General features: G+C 58.1%; 15 protein-coding genes. 4 read left to right on the top strand and 11 right to left on the bottom strand.

Going from position 1 to position 16,058, the window contains the following annotated elements; all coding sequences use genetic code 11:
* Window positions 1–83: 83 nt before the first annotated feature.
* From OEU85_RS18290 to OEU85_RS18260, 7 genes are all read right to left on the bottom strand, one after another.
* Window positions 84–1,118, bottom strand: a complete 1,035-nt coding sequence (locus OEU85_RS18290; RefSeq protein ID WP_262692974.1) for a DUF4340 domain-containing protein — start codon at window positions 1,116–1,118, stop codon at window positions 84–86.
* A gap of 33 nt (window positions 1,119–1,151) precedes the next feature.
* On the bottom strand, window positions 1,152–3,014 hold the full coding sequence (locus OEU85_RS18285; RefSeq protein ID WP_262692973.1) for a GldG family protein: 1,863 nt from the start codon (window positions 3,012–3,014) through the stop codon (window positions 1,152–1,154).
* Window positions 3,014–3,751, bottom strand: a complete 738-nt coding sequence (locus tag OEU85_RS18280) for an ABC transporter permease (RefSeq protein ID WP_262692972.1) — start codon at window positions 3,749–3,751, stop codon at window positions 3,014–3,016. The genes OEU85_RS18285 and OEU85_RS18280 overlap by 1 nt, the downstream gene beginning before the upstream one ends.
* A gap of 1 nt (window position 3,752) precedes the next feature.
* Window positions 3,753–4,733, bottom strand: coding sequence for an ABC transporter ATP-binding protein (locus OEU85_RS18275; protein WP_262692971.1), 981 nt, complete (start codon window positions 4,731–4,733; stop codon window positions 3,753–3,755).
* Between the two features lie 145 nt (window positions 4,734–4,878).
* On the bottom strand, window positions 4,879–5,565 hold the full coding sequence (locus OEU85_RS18270; protein WP_262692970.1) for a glutathione S-transferase N-terminal domain-containing protein: 687 nt from the start codon (window positions 5,563–5,565) through the stop codon (window positions 4,879–4,881).
* 318 nt (window positions 5,566–5,883) lie between these two features.
* Window positions 5,884–6,585, bottom strand: a complete 702-nt coding sequence (locus OEU85_RS18265; RefSeq protein ID WP_262692969.1) for a head GIN domain-containing protein — start codon at window positions 6,583–6,585, stop codon at window positions 5,884–5,886.
* Between the two features lie 36 nt (window positions 6,586–6,621).
* Window positions 6,622–7,317 (bottom strand): head GIN domain-containing protein, encoded by a 696-nt coding sequence (locus OEU85_RS18260; RefSeq protein ID WP_262692968.1) that lies wholly within the window; start codon window positions 7,315–7,317, stop codon window positions 6,622–6,624.
* A 179-nt stretch (window positions 7,318–7,496) separates the two neighbouring features.
* Here OEU85_RS18260 and OEU85_RS18255 point away from each other — a divergent pair, with 179 nt between their 5' ends.
* The gene (locus OEU85_RS18255; RefSeq protein ID WP_262692967.1) at window positions 7,497–7,865 is read left to right on the top strand and encodes a DUF2794 domain-containing protein; all 369 of its coding nucleotides are present in this window, start codon (window positions 7,497–7,499) and stop codon (window positions 7,863–7,865) included.
* A gap of 3 nt (window positions 7,866–7,868) precedes the next feature.
* Here the strand turns inward: OEU85_RS18255 and OEU85_RS18250 are convergent, their stop codons facing one another.
* Window positions 7,869–9,152 (bottom strand): NRAMP family divalent metal transporter, encoded by a 1,284-nt coding sequence (locus tag OEU85_RS18250; protein ID WP_262692966.1) that lies wholly within the window; start codon window positions 9,150–9,152, stop codon window positions 7,869–7,871.
* 245 nt (window positions 9,153–9,397) lie between these two features.
* Between OEU85_RS18250 and OEU85_RS18245 the strand changes: the two genes are divergently transcribed.
* The gene (locus OEU85_RS18245) at window positions 9,398–9,865 is read left to right on the top strand and encodes a glyoxalase superfamily protein (protein WP_262692965.1); all 468 of its coding nucleotides are present in this window, start codon (window positions 9,398–9,400) and stop codon (window positions 9,863–9,865) included.
* A gap of 40 nt (window positions 9,866–9,905) precedes the next feature.
* Here the strand turns inward: OEU85_RS18245 and OEU85_RS18240 are convergent, their stop codons facing one another.
* A complete protein-coding gene (locus OEU85_RS18240; RefSeq protein ID WP_262692964.1) occupies window positions 9,906–10,808 on the bottom strand; it encodes a diacylglycerol/lipid kinase family protein in 903 nt (300 codons plus the stop codon).
* Window positions 10,809–10,939: 131 nt separating this feature from the next.
* Between OEU85_RS18240 and OEU85_RS18235 the strand changes: the two genes are divergently transcribed.
* Window positions 10,940–11,359, top strand: a complete 420-nt coding sequence (locus OEU85_RS18235) for a DUF1801 domain-containing protein (RefSeq protein ID WP_262692963.1) — start codon at window positions 10,940–10,942, stop codon at window positions 11,357–11,359.
* Between the two features lie 7 nt (window positions 11,360–11,366).
* On the opposite strand, the gene OEU85_RS18230 is transcribed toward OEU85_RS18235, so the two are convergent.
* Both OEU85_RS18230 and OEU85_RS18225 read right to left on the bottom strand, forming a co-directional pair.
* Window positions 11,367–12,263 (bottom strand): ROK family protein, encoded by an 897-nt coding sequence (locus tag OEU85_RS18230; protein ID WP_262692962.1) that lies wholly within the window; start codon window positions 12,261–12,263, stop codon window positions 11,367–11,369.
* A 128-nt stretch (window positions 12,264–12,391) separates the two neighbouring features.
* The gene (locus tag OEU85_RS18225) at window positions 12,392–15,169 is read right to left on the bottom strand and encodes a response regulator (RefSeq protein WP_262692961.1); all 2,778 of its coding nucleotides are present in this window, start codon (window positions 15,167–15,169) and stop codon (window positions 12,392–12,394) included.
* 262 nt (window positions 15,170–15,431) lie between these two features.
* On the opposite strand from OEU85_RS18225, the gene OEU85_RS18220 reads away from it, so the two are divergent.
* Window positions 15,432–15,971 carry a methylated-DNA--[protein]-cysteine S-methyltransferase gene (locus tag OEU85_RS18220; protein WP_262692960.1) on the top strand — a complete coding sequence of 180 codons (540 nt, stop codon included), beginning with the start codon at window positions 15,432–15,434 and terminating at the stop codon, window positions 15,969–15,971.
* Window positions 15,972–16,058: the final 87 nt, after the last annotated feature.

Raw genomic sequence — 16,058 nt, 5'->3', positions numbered from 1 at the left:
CATTTCAGGCACGCATTCAGAAGATACGCACCCCTTGCAGCCCCTCATTTAGGGACAGCCGCGCCTACGTCAAGAGGCAGGCTTTATTCTTCTATCGGCTTTTGTTCAAGGAAATCGACGCGGACGCGCTTCAGGACCTTGGCATCATAGTCGCTCAGCTTATAAAGCCAGCCCCTGCAGCGTTCGCTGATCGCTGCTGCTTCGGCCTCGCCATCCATTGGTGCATCGGGCATCACACCTCCCTTTCCCGCGTCGGCCAGCGTGTCCTCATACCGTGCAGCAACCTGCGCCCATGTTGCGCCTTCCAATTCAAACAGCGTGAAGGTGAGGCGAAGGCCATCATAGGTTACCGCCTCTACCACAGCGACGGGGTCGCTGATCGGGTTGGCCATTTTGCGCACGTCATCAAGGTTAAGGTTCGAGAGCACCCGCGCAGGATCACGAAGCTGCCAGTCCGCCTGTGCGACCTCGCCTTCCCTAAGCTTCTCGAGCTTGTATTTGCTGTCCCCAAGCGGACGCGTGATGGCAATATCGCCGTAGACAATGCTCGAAAAACGGCTTTCCGCAATATCAAGCACCGCTGCGTCGAGCCACCAGGCCGGATCAGCGGACGTTTCCGCAAGCCCGGTGACAAGCCAGCTACGTGTATCCTCGGGCTGGAAAATATAGGTGAGCGAACGACCATTGGGGCTGTCCTTGCGGGTTCCCATCAGGAAAGCCGCCAGCATGCTGTCCTGGCTGTCTTGGACCTTGATGTCCAGCGCTTCTTCCCCGAGCCCGAGTTTATCAAACCGGTCCTCGTTCGAGGTCTTGGGTTCGCGGCGCTCGGAAAGCGCAAGTCCGCGCAGGAAATCATGCACAGTGGCGCGGTCGGCCTTGTAGCCGTCCCGTTCGATCACAAACCAATCGCCACCCACCTTGTTCAGATGCGTCGCGACGTCGCCGTGTCTGATGGCGATGCCCGCAGCGTCGTTGATATGGTCGACGAGGCCTTCGAATGTGGTCTCTCCGCGCGCGCCCTGATCGCGTGACGGATCTTCTCCGAACATGACCCAGATCGCACCCAAGATGGCGATCAGCGTCAGATACCCTAAAATGTTGGTCAGTCTTTGAGACATGCCTAACCTTTTACTTCCCTGATTTATTTTGCCTTACTGATTAAGCGTCCTGCGCCGCCGCACATATACACGGACGAGCGCAAATACAATAAGGAGAAACGGTACAGCCATGATGTTGATCACGGCAAGCCAACTGCCAAGCCGCTCTATATCAACCCTCAGGCTGCGGTTCACCTCGCGCAGCGCCTTGCGTGTCTCCAGCAGTTTCGCGCGGAAACGCTCCTTCTCGGCTTCCGTATCGTTGGATAGCACCTGCGCACCGTCACCTTCCGGGGCTTCAAGCTGGGCGAGCCGGTCTTCCATGGCTGTCAGTTCGTCCTGCAGGCGCTGTTCTTCCGCCAGATATTTGGCCTCTGCTTCGCGGCGCAGTTTGTCCACCACCTCAAAGGGGCGTTTGGAAATGCCGCGCCCGCGCAGTGCCAGAAGCGCCTCGGACCCCGCGATATGGTCGGCGAGGTTCAGCACAAAGCTGCCGTTCCCCGCAAGAGGCACCACAATGCGCTGGCCCAGGAGCTCCTGCAACTGTACCCAGAAACGGTCATCAAACAGGTCACTGTCGCTGGCAACCACTACATTGATATCGCCTTCGGTCACTGCTGGATTCGCGTTTGGCGCACTCGCCGCTGCCACACGCTCCGGGAACGCGCTTGAGGCACGGCCTGAAATCCGCGCCGCCAGTGTATAGCTCTGGCCCGATGGCTCCAGTTCCCGCAGCAGCGCATCCGGGTCTGGCATGCCTACAGCGCGCGACGCGTCATACAGCATGGCGACCGTGCTTGTGGTCATGAGCGGGGTAAAGGTGGTTGTCGCACCTTCCGTGCGCTCCAGTACCCCGGCGCTGGCGACATTGATATTGTCGATGGCGCCGGTGACCACGTCATCCTGATTGAGAAAATCCCCACCAACCGACAGCCAGAAGATATAATCCTTCACCGAATCCGGGCCGTAACCACCCATCTGCACCCGCTGCGCCTGCGCGGCGTCGCCCACCACCTTGCCGTCAGGCATATACACGCCCCATGCGCCAAGGAGGGGCGACAGCGAGGACGCATTCGGCTTAGTCGCTCGTGGGTCCATGGCTTCAGAATGCGGATCAAGGAAGATCAGCGCGCGACCACCCCTGAGCACGTATTGATCAATGGCAAAAAGCTGGTCTGCGTTCAGCGCGGGCGGGTGTACCAGCATCAGCACTTCGGTCTCAAGCGGCAGCTCGGTAAAGTCGGGCGCCACTTCTTCGACCGTAAAAAACTCTTCCAGCTGTTCATAAATCACATAGGGCTGTGACCGGCCCTGCATCATGGCCTGCGGGCCGCCGGGGCCAAACTGCATCGGCAACCGGGTCAGCAGCGCCAGACGTGGGCGCGGTTCGGTATCAAGGCTGGTAATCAGCTTGACGAGGTCATATTCGAGAAATTTTTCCCGCTCTTCCGAGAAATAGGGGATCGCCCCTTCTCCGTCGAGCGCATTGCTGGCCGTCAGCCCAAGATAGAGCATGGAGCGGTCCATAAGCGGCAGACCTTTGAGCCCGGCAGCCACGGCTTCATCCTCGGCCTCTGAGAATGGTTCCGGGTCAATGATCGACAGATGAATTTTACCCGGATTTTCTGCCGAAAAGGCACGCAGCATATCCTCAACCCGTTTGCCATAGCTCAACAGCTGAGGATACGGCGTTGCCAGGGAGCGCGAGAAATAAAAGGTCAGCGCAACAGGCTCATCCAGCGCCTTGAGCACATCCTGCGTGCCGTCGGAAAGCGTGTAGAGCCCCTCGTCCGTCAGGTCGAGCTTCACCGCCCTGAGGTAGCGGTCCGCCAGCACCGTCAGCGACAGGAACAGCAGTACCACCAGGGTGATCTGGACCGCGGGTCGATGCATGAAATTCGTCTGCGAAGTCGCCATTATCCTGCCTCCCGCTTGCTTTCAATCACGATACGGCCAATCCACAGCCACAGGGCAATCACCGCAAGGAAGTAAAACGCGTCGGAGAGCACCACCACACCTTTTTGCAGGTTATTGAAGTGCGTGAGGAACGACAGATTGGCCACCGCCTCGACCACCGGGTCCGGTGCCCAGCCGGTAAACACATCCAGCACCATCGGCAGGCCCGAGACGAGGAAAAGGAAACAAACGGTCACAGCCAGAATAAAAGCCACCACCTGATTTTTGGTCGTCGCCGACAAGGCACTGCCAATCGCCAGATAGGCCGATGCCATCAGAAGCGAGCCCAGATAGCCTGTCGCGATCACCCCGTTATCAGGAGCACCAAGCCAGTTGACCGTAATCCAGATTGGCCCCGTCAGCAAAAGGGCAACACCTGCAAATGCAACGGCAGCGAGGAACTTGCCAACAACGATGGCGCCCACCGGCACCGGCAATGTCAGCAACAGCTCAAACGTGCCGCTCTTGCGCTCTTCGGCCCAAAGCCGCATGGCGATCGCAGGCATGAGAAAAAGATATAGCCATGGCTGATAGGTGAAAAAAGCGACAAGGTCGGCCTGCTCCCTTTGGTAGAACTGGCCAATGTAAAATGTGAACAAACCCTGCATCACCAGAAAAATGACGAGGAAAACATAGGCCACGGGAGTGGCAAAATAGCTGGCAAACTCGCGGCGGAAAATGGTCATGACTGATTTCATATTAGGCCTCCCCACCACGATTATGGTTATTGCCGTTCAGGCCGTCGCCCTCCGTGGCCTGCCGGAACACGTCATCAAGGCGCCCGGGGTCGACCGAGAACTGGCTGACCTGCCAATTGCTGACGGCTGCGATGTCGCCAATCGCCTCAGCGATGTCAGCATTACCCACCGGGACCACTGTCAACCGGACCTTGTTGCCCTCGCTTGCGGCCTCGATTTTCGCGACGCCGCCGATACGCTTGAGGGCGGAGGCAACGCGCTCCGCATTCTCGCCGGGCACCAGCATGGTCACTGCATTCCGGTACCTGGACCGGGCTCGCAGTTCAGACGGCGTGCCGTCCGCCACGATATGCCCGCGGTTGATAATCACCGCGCGGTGACACAGGGCATCCACTTCCTCAAGAATATGTGTGGAAATAATAATCGCCCGGTCAACCGACATGGCTTCAATCAGCCGCCGTACTTCAAATTTCTGGTTGGGGTCCAGGCCGTCCGTCGGTTCATCCAAGATAAGGACATCGGGCGCATGCAGGATAGCGGCGGCAAGCCCCACCCGGCGTTTAAAACCCTTCGACAATGTCTCGACACGCTGCTCCATCACATCCTGAAGATGTACGGCGCCTGCCGCACTTTCCACCACGTCGGGAATTTCAGCCGCAGGGATGGCATGCGCGGCCGCGACAAAAGCAAGAAACCCTCGAGAGGTCATATCACCATAAAGCGGCGCGCCCTCGGGCAGGTAACCGATACGGGCGCGGGCGGCCACATTGCCGGTTGTGACTGTCTCGCCACATACGATGGCAGACCCGGACGACGGCGCAAGAAACCCCGTCAGCATTTTCATGGTGGTGCTTTTACCGGCACCATTTGGGCCAAGGAAACCAAGCACCTCACCCTTTTTGACCTGCAGCGATATGCCATCCACCGCCGTGAAAGCGCCAAAGCGTTTGGTAAGCTCCTTCGCCTCCAGTAAAATATCCATCAAAAGTGTCCCCCGCCGCCGTGTGGCGATCATGTTTCCGCTTGTCCTGCCAGCATATACGCGCGAACGCGTCTTTGCCCGCTAGATAATAGTATAAAGCCGTTCATGCAAGCCGCGCGACCATGCGCCGCCCCATCACACCCCTCTATACAGCCCTTGGCATGCCACGGCCATAGCCATCAAAGAGATCAAACATACGCTCGCGCCAATCGTAAAGCGGGTCGTCTGCTTCAAGCGGCTCAAAGTCGCTGGCGAGATGGACCCACATGAAGGTGCCAAAGGCGGCATAGTCTAGCCACGCCGGGGCATCGCCCGACAGATAGTCATTCGCCCTGAGCCCTGCCCTGAGCGGGCTGAGTGATTTCCGGAACGGAGCAAGCCGCTCGGCACGCGTTCCCTGCGCATCTTCAAGTGTGCAGCCCAGGAATTTCTCCCGCGTGTCGCGGAAATAGGCGGCGTTTTTAGCGTCAAGATGCCTGTGGATGTCAGCTACGATCATCGGAAAGAGGCCAAGGAGCAGGGTGCGGTTCAGCCAGTCATTGAGCACGACACCCTGCGCACGGGCGTCCGCACTGCCGAAAAGCGGCTTGTCAGCGTAGGTGTCATCCAGATAACAGGCGATATCGAAGCTCTCTTTCACCCATGTGCCGTCGTCATTGAGCACCGGCACGGTTTTCGACGACGCGTTTTCAAGCGGTTGCTTCTCCAGGAAGGTGATGGGCACGCTGTCAAACTCAAGCCCCTTGTGCTTGAGCGCGAGCCGCGCCCGCCAGCAATAGGGGCTGAAACGTACGTCCCGGTTTTCCCCACAAAGCTCAAAAAGTTGCCGCATGCCTGATCTCCCGTCATTTTTTCTGCGCGACAGGGTGCCGCGCGGGAAATCGCTTGTCGAGGGTAATCTGAAGCTGTCCGGAGATAGGGCCAGAATAAAACTGGCCCGGCTGCATCAGGGTGCGAAGATGAGGGGGCTAGGGGTTCAGAGCTCCGCAAGCAGCCGGGCCAGACGAGGCCAACGATTAAAATCTGATCCTGCATTTTGGCCGGGAAGCGGCTCAAATGTGGCAATCTCGCGGCAGGTGAAAAAAGTGGGCCCGCCAATAAAAAACCCCGGCAGAAAACCGGGGTTTTGCGTTTTTTATACTCGGGTTTTTTAGCGCACGACAATGTCGCCGGACCCCCGCACGCGGGAGTTTAACTTCGCGGGTTCACCGCGCACGACCACGTCGCCAGAGCCGTGTACACCGACATCCGCACTTTGGCTGGCGAAAAATTCAATGTCGCCAGAGCCACGCAGATCAACCTCGGCGGTGTTGCACTTCAGGTCACCTGCGTCGATGTCACCGGAGCCCTGAAGCTCGATATCGAGGTCATCACATGTACCTTCCATGTCGATATCACCCGAGCCCTGCAATTCAATCTTCAGCTTGCCGAACTTGGCTTTCCTGAAGAAAACATCGCCAGACCCTTGAAGCCCGAGGTCAAAGTCGTCCGCAGCCGCAGCCGTCACATGCAGGTCACCGGAGCCACGCAGGCCCGCTCCCCTCAGTTCCGGCACCGTGACAATGACTCGCATCATCTTGATATTGCGGTGCGAATGGCCGTTATCGAGCCCAACCCGAAGTGTATCACCGCGCACTTCGGTTTCAATGTGGCTCATGATATCGCTGTCCGCGATCACCTTGACAGACTGACTGCCCCCCACCGTGACTTCAAGATCCATCGAACCATTGAGTTGCACTTCGCTAAAGGAGGCGACATCGCGCATCTCCTCGGATGTGTCTTTCGCCTGCGCAGTCATGCCGAAGCCAAGCAACATCGCGGCCACAGCCACCGTTGTCTGTAGTTTTTTCATCACCCTATCCTCCGTTCAGTGAATTGTTATTCTCTGTTATTTGATGCGAATACTGCCAAGGAAACCATCGCTTTGGCGCACACGCTTTGGCTCGCCATAGACGGTGATCGAGCCGATGCCGCTGACGTTCGCGTCCACACTTTCGCTGGCAAACACCTTGGCTTCGCCAACACCCCTGACGCTGACTTCAACGTCTTCGCATCTGAGCTCTTCAGTATCGACATCGCCTGCGCCCTTGATCTCAAGCCGCAACGACCCGCAAGTGCCTTCAGCCTCAAGATCGGCGGCGCCCTTGATATCGATTGTCAGCTCTTTGCTGTCGATACCGCGCAGGTCCGCATCCACGGCGCCCAGGACTTCAAGCTCTTCGAGCATTTTCATCGAGATGGTGACGTTCACATCTTCGGAGTGGAACGACATATTGTTGTCGTCATCATCGTCATCAAGATCGATCACAAGTGTATCACCGCGCACATAGGTTTTTATATCGCGCATATCGCCTTCATAGGCCTCGATGGTGACTTTCTGGTCCTTGCCGGCGGTCAGGTCCAGCTCGATCCCGCCTTTGACTTGAATGCGGGTGAACGTACTCACCTCACGGGTCTCGGTCTTGCGGTCACCATGATCGTTATGGGCAAACGCGGGTGCTGTCGGGGCAAATGCAAATACACCTACGCTGCCTGCAATAGCCAGTGCAACCACACCATGACGGAGTGAATTGGTCTTTTTCATGAGATATTCCTCGCTGTTATTTTTATATGCCGCTTTTTATATATCGGCCCGTTATAGTCTCACTCATGTAATCACTCGTCAAGGCGAATCAAGGGGTGATCTCGCGGCTTGCCTTGGCGCGCGAAAAGCCGCACAATGGGGCCAGAGGAAGTGCCCACCTTCGGGCCGTAGAGGAGTGCATGGACGAAGCGTCTTATATTCCGCTTTTCGGGGGAGGCCTGCCACGCAGCAGCGGCAGGCAAGCAAATGCAATCGTATATTTCAACCGGCCCGAACTTACCAAAATCCTGAATGTTTATGGCCGCATGGTCGCGGCGGGCGAATGGCGCGATTATGCGATCGACCACCTGCGCGACGAGGCCATGTTCTCGATCTTCCGCCGTGCAAGCGAAATGCCGCTGTATCGCATCATCAAGGAACCCACGCTGGCCAAGCAGCAGGGCATGTGGCGCATCATGGGCATGGATGGCCAGATCCTCAAACGCGGCAAGGATCTCAGCCAATTGCTGAAATATTTCGACCGCCAACTGGTGCGGGTGGTCGATTGACCACTAGCCCACCAGAAGCCAGATATAAACTAGCGCAAACACCGCAAGCGTGATGATGCTGGCGTAGCTCCATAGCCTGATCACACCTTTTGGCCTGGCCATGTCCGGCACCGCATCCTGCATCATCACCCGGTGGTTGAGATAGGCAAACACGGGCGCGGTGAGGAAAGCGATCGAGGTCACGAGATCAATGAAGGCCCGGAAGCCCTGCATGAAAAAGCCGATCAGCAGCATGGCGGCCACGCCAAGGCCGATCAGCACATATATATAGGCTCGGCCAGTGCCCGCCTGCGTATTGGCTTCCGGCACCGCTCGAAGTGTCGCCCAGCTGACAACAAGCGCACGCGTCAGGCCATCCAGCACCGTAATCGCCGTGGTGAACATCACGGTGAGTGCTGCAAAACCCACGACTGGCGCGGACCAACTACCCAGCGTACCGGCATAAAGCGCCACAAGCTGGGCTGCAAAACCGGGTGCCGTGTCTTCCGGGATCACGCCGCTTGAGTGCATGACCCCGGCGCCCAGCAACATGAAACACAGCGCAAGGATGGTGGTGCCAATGTAGCCGACATTGAAGTCGGACACGGCGTCATGCACAGCAGCTTTGCGCGCGTCCTCGTCCTCGGGCACAACGGTACCGCCAGCTTGTTTTTTTGCCAATGTCCACAGGCTCGAGAACACCGAAGCTTCAATGGGTGTCGGCATCCAGCCCGCAAGTGCTACGATGAAGAGGAAAGCCGTCAGGTCGAAGGACGGTGCGGTTTCGGGGTACAGGGACCAGTCCACGCTCGGCAGCGCCAGCACGGTGGCGATCAGGGTTGCGGTGGTCAGTAGCCCCATGAACACGCGGTTCACCCGTTCCAAGAGCTTATAGCGCCCGAGCCCCAGAAACAGCGTGCAGCCAACCAGCACCAGCGCGATGGTCGGCATCAGCGGCAGGCTGACTCCCAACACCGCTTTCAGCATGCCTGCCGTCACCAGCGATATGGCGGCCACCGCAAAACCGTGTGCAAAAACAAACACCGCCATCAGAAACAGAAGCGGCAGAAGCCCTACACGCCGGTAGCCCGCGATCAGCGTCTCGCCGGTGGCAGCGGCATATTGCGCGCCAAAGCGGAACGCGGGATATTTGGCGATATTGGCAAGGAGGATCACCCCCGCGAGGCCAAGCCCAAAAACGGCCCCAGCTCGGGTGGACTGCACCAGATGTGAGGTACCAATCGCCATGCCAGCGAATAAAAGACCCGGCCCAAGCTGACGCAGCCAGCTCATTGATGATGTTCGCAAGATATCCTCCCCCTTGTCCTGTGGCGGCAGACTAGCACCGGGTTTTCACGACGCCAAGTCAGCATATGCTTCTTGACCTGCCGCGCGGCCCATGACAAAAAGCGCACAAGGCAGAGGCCGCCTGCCGCCCGCGCATATGCATGGTGAAGGCCTCGGAACATTTTGTTCGCCCAAAGCCCATGAGCGGCACCGGGCGGCAACGCGGGCCCCGCTTGATGACTGTGCCGTTCGCGGAAAGGCGAACCATGAGTGACATACTCAAACATACCAAGAGCCGTGCCAAACGGCTCCGATCCTATTTGGCATCGCAAGATATACCCATCACCCACGCCCAAAGCCTTGAAGCCGTAGCAAAAGAAGATGGCATGCGAGACTGGAACACACTGTCGGCCACGCTTGCGGCCGCAGGTAACCCGGCCCGGCCACACAGCGAGGAACAAAACGCGGCACACAGGCTTGCCTTCCATGTGGGGGACCGCGTTGGCGGTACCTATCGTGGCGGCAATTTTGCGGGCACCATACTGGGGCTTGAGAAAACCGACGGAGGCCCTGTGTGGCGGATCAAGATCCAGTTTGACGCGCCTGTGGCGATCGGGACCAGCGCGGCCCTCAACCTAACCCGCCTGCGGGTCAGGCTGATGATAAACACCGACGGTACATCAGTGAACCTCAAGGGTACACCTGATGGCCAGATGCAGATGCATCACCTGTGACAACCGGGGCAGCGCAATAGCGCTGCCCTACCCTTTCAGGTCAAACATGCGCGCGGAAGGCGATAGGCACCAGGCGCGGGGTAATGGTTGCGCCGCCATACCCGATAAAATCACCGTCAAGCTGCAGGGGCGTATCCTCATCGCCAAGGCTCAGGCTGCCATTGCCCAGTTGCCGGATGCCTGCGCGCCGGTCGAGCCGCCCGAACAACAGCGCGATCTGGTCCACGGCGCGTGCCAGAGGCCCCTTGCCTTCCATCATCAGGCAGGCAAGGCCTGGGCTGTTGACCCTTGTCTGGCGCGTCAGGATAAACGGGCCAGCGTAGCGCTGTATATTGGCGATCACCGCCCAGTATGCATGACCCGCGCCACCGCCTTCCATTGTCCAACTGATACTGTTCGCCGAGCGTTCACGCCAAAGCGCCTTGAACGTCGCCGGTACAAAGGACATGCGCCCCACCTTGGCCTTCAGCGCGGGGGAGACATACTCCAGCACCCGGGCGTCAAACCCAGCACCCAGCCAGCACACCCCCATGTGGTTTTCGCCGCCAAAATGCACATCAAACGGATAAAGGTCCTTCAGGGACCGCGATAGCAGCACATCAGAGACATGGCGCGCACCAATGCGCCCATGGGGCATATACCCAAGCTCGCGCGCCAGCACATTGGCCGTGCCTGCCGGAATAATGCCCAGCGCGACACCGTGGCCAAAAGCGCCTTCAGCCACTTCGCGGATGGTGCCATCACCGCCCGCCGCGATGATCACATCCACCTCGCCGGCAATTGCCAGTTCTTCCGCGATCTTACTTGCATGCACCGGGCCTTCAGTGGGCACAATGGTCACCTGCTGGCCACCACGCAAAAGCCGCTCAGCCACCGCACTGATAAATGGCCCTTTGCCCCCGCCGGAGATCGGGTTTTTGATGATGACGACACGTTCGCCCATGTGTGATGCGGCTCCCTGGCTTGTGGCTAGAGAAAAGGCCATATCGCGCCGGTTTGCAACAGCTGCGATCAAATTTCGCGGACACATCCGCTGTTTTTAGCTACCATGGCACCACAGCACGGGAGGATGAGATGGCTGAAAACAAGACCCGGGAGACCGATGCCAGCGTGGCTGAATTCCTGAGCGGTGTCAGCCCGGAAGCCCGGCGCAAGGACGCCATCACCATTTTGGAGTTGATGGAACGCATGAGTGGCCACAGCGCGCGGATGTGGGGGCCCGGCATCGTTGGCTTTGGCAGCTATCATTATGTCTATGAAAGTGGCCGCGAAGGGGACATGTGTCGCATCGGCTTCTCCCCGCGCAAGACATCCCTTGTTCTCTATATCATGCCAGGCTTCTCGGACACTGACGACCTGCTAGCACGCCTCGGTAAACACAAAACCGAAAAATCCTGCTTATATATCAACAAGCTGGCGGATGTGGACATGATGGTCATCGAGGAAATGATCGAACGGGCGCTGGCCTACATGCAGGAAAAATACCCCGGATAGGGCACGCCTACCGCCCGCCCGTTGGCTTGTTCTGCTGCGCAAGGAGAAACGCCCCGACAAGGCCGGAGATTTTGCCAAGCGCGGGTTCGACGATATAGCGCTCCATCCCGCCGCTTCGGGTGGCGACAGGCACATACCCCGCGATCAGGCGTTCCGCCTCGCGTCGCACCTTGCCGATCAGGCTTTTTTGGGCCATCACACCCCCGCCGATGATGATACGCTCTGGCGCGTAAGCAAGGGTGATGGTACGGCACAACTGCGCCAGATAATAGGCCTCCGCCTGCCATGCCAGATGGTCCGACGGCAGGATCGACGCCGGCATCGATGCCCGCATGGCAATCGCCGGGCCCGACGCCAGGCCTTCCACACAGTCGCTGTGGTAAGGGCACTGGCTTTCAAATTTCTCGTCGCCATGTGCGCGTGGCACCGGCATATGACCCAGCTCCGGGTGCAAGGTGCCGTGCAAAAGCTGGCCGCCGGACATCACCCCCACGCCAATGCCCGTGCCAACGGTAATATAGACCGCGTCCCGCGCACCGCGCGCCGCGCCCACGCGGGCCTCCGCCAGCACGGCGGCATTCACATCGGTATCCAGCGCCACCCGCACGCCAACCTGATGGCCAAAATAGTGGGCAAAATTGGTCCCCGCCCAGCCGGACTTGGGGGTTGCGAGTAGCGAGCCATAGGTTGCGCTGCGGGTGAGGTCCAGCGGGCCGAAGCTGGCGATGCCGAGCCCCGTGATCACACCAAAACGCACCTGTGCGTCCTGAAAGAAGCGCGCGCAGGCAGAAAGGGTTTCATCCGGTGTACTGGTGGGGATCGTCTTTTGCGCCCAGATGTCATCGTGAGCACCGCCCACCGCGCAGATAAATTTGGTGCCGCCAGCCTCAATCGCCGCGAGCATCTCAGCGCCTGACCGGACTAAAATTTTGCTGACAAGACTGAAGCACGCCTATCCCCTCCGGTGTGCATTTTGGGCCGCACATAGGGATACTATAAGCTATAGCTACTATATTTCAATTGCTTAGGAGATTATAGCTTTGCACCCTTGTCCGTATCAGGCTGCAGCCAAAGATTAAGCACACGCACGACCTCTTCGGGCTGTACGGGCTTGGAGAGATAATCATCCATCCCGGCCTTCAAGCATTGTTCGCGGTCTCCCTCCATGGCATTTGCGGTAAAGGCAATAATGGGGGTACGCCGCGCGCCCGTATCGCTTTCCATGGAGCGGATTGCCTGAGTCGCTTCGAAACCGTCCATCTCGGGCATGAGGCAATCCATCAGGATCAGGTCGAAGCGCCGCTTCTTAATCTGCTCCACCGCTTCAATACCGTTGCCTGCCGGGGTGACAAGGCAATCGTGCCTCTTCAGGATATTGGTGGCAACCATGCAATTAACCGGGTTGTCCTCAGCCAGCAGAATCTGCGCGCCCCTGAAGCTGACCGGCCCGTCACTTTTCTTTTCGTGCTTGCGGAAAGAGTAGCGCGTTACCAGGTCTGCACCAGCCTCGGATTCATTGCGTTTTTTCCATACTGTGGCAAGAACAGCTTCAATTTCCCCTGGGAAAAGCGGCTTGGTGAGATATCCGCGCACGCCAATCTGCCGCATGAAGCTGCCGTCCCCCTTCTTGGGCGACGACGTCGCGAGCACAATCGGCATTGAGCCTATCGCCGGGTCATCGCGCACGGCCTGCACAAGGGCACGACCATCCATTTCCGGCATGCAATAATCAGTCAATAACAGGTCAAACGCATGTCCTTCCGCCTTGGCGGCTCCCAGTCGCTCAAGAGCGGCTTTGGCCCGCGACACCATTTCAACGACCATGCCGTACGGCGCAAGTTGTTCGGCCACTATTTCCTGCGCAACCCGGCTATCATCGACCACCAGAAGCTTCAGCCCCTTCAACTCATCCACGTCTGGCATCAAACGATCCGCCATACTGTCAGCCCGCGCCATATAGACGTTAAAACGGAACACTGTTCCCGTGCCTTCTTTGCTTGATACCGAGATCGCGCCGCCCATCAGGGCGATCAGCTCCTGACAGATAGACAAGCCTAAACCCGTACCGCCATACTGCCGCGTGGTGGAAATATCCGCCTGATCAAACTTGTTGAAGATCACGGCCTGTTTGTCTTTCGGTATCCCGATGCCTGTGTCTTCAATCTCGAAATGCAGGCGTATGCGGCCGTCGGCTTCTGTGCTGGATGTAGTGGTGAGCAGAATATAACCTGCCTCTGTAAACTTGGCGGCATTCCCCATCAGGTTCAGCAGGATCTGACGCAGCCGTCCGGGATCCCCCTTCAAAAAGCGCTGGGTCTCGAGTGGGAGCCTGACAAGGAGCTCCACATCTTTTTCGCTGCACCTTGGGGCGATCAGCCCCGATACATCCTCCAGCAATTGCTGGAGATCAAAATCCATTTCTTCCAGCTCAAGTTTGCCCGCCTCGATCTTGGAGAAATCAAGGATGTCATTGATCAGTTCCAGCAAGGCTTCCGCCGAGCGCATAGTGGTCTCGGCAAAGCTATGCTGTTTTGGTGAAAGGTCAGTATCAAGCAACAGCCCGGTGGTGCCGATAATGCCATTCATCGGCGTGCGAATTTCGTGGCTCATATTCGCCAGAAACTCAGACTTGGCCTCATTGGCAGCCCGCGCCTCCACCACCGCGTGGTCAAGCGCCGCATTCTTGAGCTCAAGCTCCTGATAGGCTGCATCAAGCTTGTTTGTGCGTTCCTCAACCAGACTGTTGAGGTTCTCATTCAGCTGCGACAACGAGGACGCCATGGTGCCAAAGGCGTCTGACAGATCACTCACCTCACGCCAACCCCCACGCACCGGCTTGATGGCGAAGTCGCCCTGCGTCAACTGATCCGCCTGCCGCTTCAACCGGTCTACCGGTCGCGCGATATATAGCGCAATGCCGTAGCCCGCGAGCGTCGCGATCGCCACCAGCACGAGCACCAGAATCACATAAAAGCTTTGCGCCTCTGCGACCAGTGCGCTGACTTCCTGTTCATTGATTTTGGCCACCAGGCCCCAATCAAGCTCGGAAATATAGCGCGTGGACGCGAGCACAGGGCGCTCTACATAGTCCGGAGCATCCTCAAGAATCGTTTCATTGCCCAGAAGAGCCTGCGTGATAGGGACATCCAGCCTGTCATGCCCCACCCGACGCTGAAAGGCAGCAGCCGGATCATATTTCAGCGGCACAGCGAACAGCGCATCGCCATTTTCCGCCCTTACCGCAAACAGCCATTCGCCGGTTTCGCCCAGTCCCGTGCGGTCACCAACAAGATCAAGCAGAAAATCCGCGCCAAAATCCGCGCTGACATAACCGACAATGACATCGTCGTGCACGAGAGGATATATGGTTTTAAGGACAAGCCCATCCTGCTTCACAAGCCTTATCCATGGTTCCGTCACCGGGAGCGCCACATCGGGAAATACCGGTGGGCCAATCGTGTCAGACGCAACAATCCGGCCATCGGCATCCGCAATCATAAGCGAGTTCAGGTGTACAAGACCGGCATTTGCAGCGCGCAACGAGCGTTCAAGCCGCTCTTTCATCACACCGTCGTCCTCATCGTCCCAACGGGCAAGGCTTTCGCGGAAAAGGGTTCGGCTGGCAAGTAGCGCCGTATTGTCCCTGACCCGGTTCACAGCGGTCACAAGCCGTTTTTTCGCAATGAGCGATAGGGCGGACAGCTTGCCTTCCATTTGTGTCCGCTGGTGCTGGGCAACACTGCCCATAAGAAACTCGAAGCTGATAACAAGCGGCACCACCGCCACCAGAACAAACGCCGCAACAAGCATGTGTTTCAGCTTTAAGCTTACCATCCTGTGTTTCGACTGAGAAATCGTTTAGCCCTCCACCTGCGCTCAATCATAATGCTTTATAATTAACGGATTATAAATCAACCTCGCGCCAGGCGCGAGCAGTAATGACACGCATTCCCTCACACCCGTCAACGCAGGCAACTATGTAAACAGGTCAACCCGCAGCAAAAGCCCTTGACCCGGCAACCGCAATTCGCGACGATTCAAACCCGCCCCTCGTCAACCCGGGAAACAGCCGTTGAGAATTTCCGCCCTTAAAAACCTGGCTCACGACGCTGTATGCCAGTCTATCACCAGCCCTGTCGGCGTGATGTATCTGGTGGCGGACGCAGGCGCGCTCCACGCCGTTTTATGGCAGCGCGATCTTGAGGATGCAGGCACCCGCGCGGTTATCAACAACCTGCCCAAAACGCATGGGCACCCCGTACTCACGGACACCGCTCGTCAACTGGGTGAATATTTTTGCAAAAAACGTACTGTGTTTGACTTGCCGCTGGCATCCGTTGGGACACCGTTCCAGCAGTCGGTTTGGCAAGCGTTGACACGCATTCCCCATGGCAGGCGCATGTCCTATGAAGACCTTGCCATCACTCTTGGTGACCGCGCCAAAAGCCGGGCAGTCGGGCGCGCAAACGGGCTGAACCCGTTTTCGGTCATCATCCCCTGCCACCGACTGGTGGGCAAACAGGGTTGCCTCACGGGCTTTGCCGGCGGGCTTGAGGCCAAGGCATATCTGCTTGAACATGAGGCCCGAACGAGTGGCTTCACGCTCTGTTGATTGGCGCCGGGCGCACGGGTCTGCGCGCCGCCCTTCTTGGCAATACGGCGGAGAAATGTGTACATGAACTGAAGACCGACCTGACGA

The organism is Kordiimonas aestuarii, from assembly GCF_025574465.1.
GTDB lineage: Bacteria > Pseudomonadota > Alphaproteobacteria > Sphingomonadales > Kordiimonadaceae > Kordiimonas > Kordiimonas aestuarii.
Note: the sequence above shows the minus strand (reverse complement) of the source record. Positions and strands in the feature narration are given on the sequence as shown.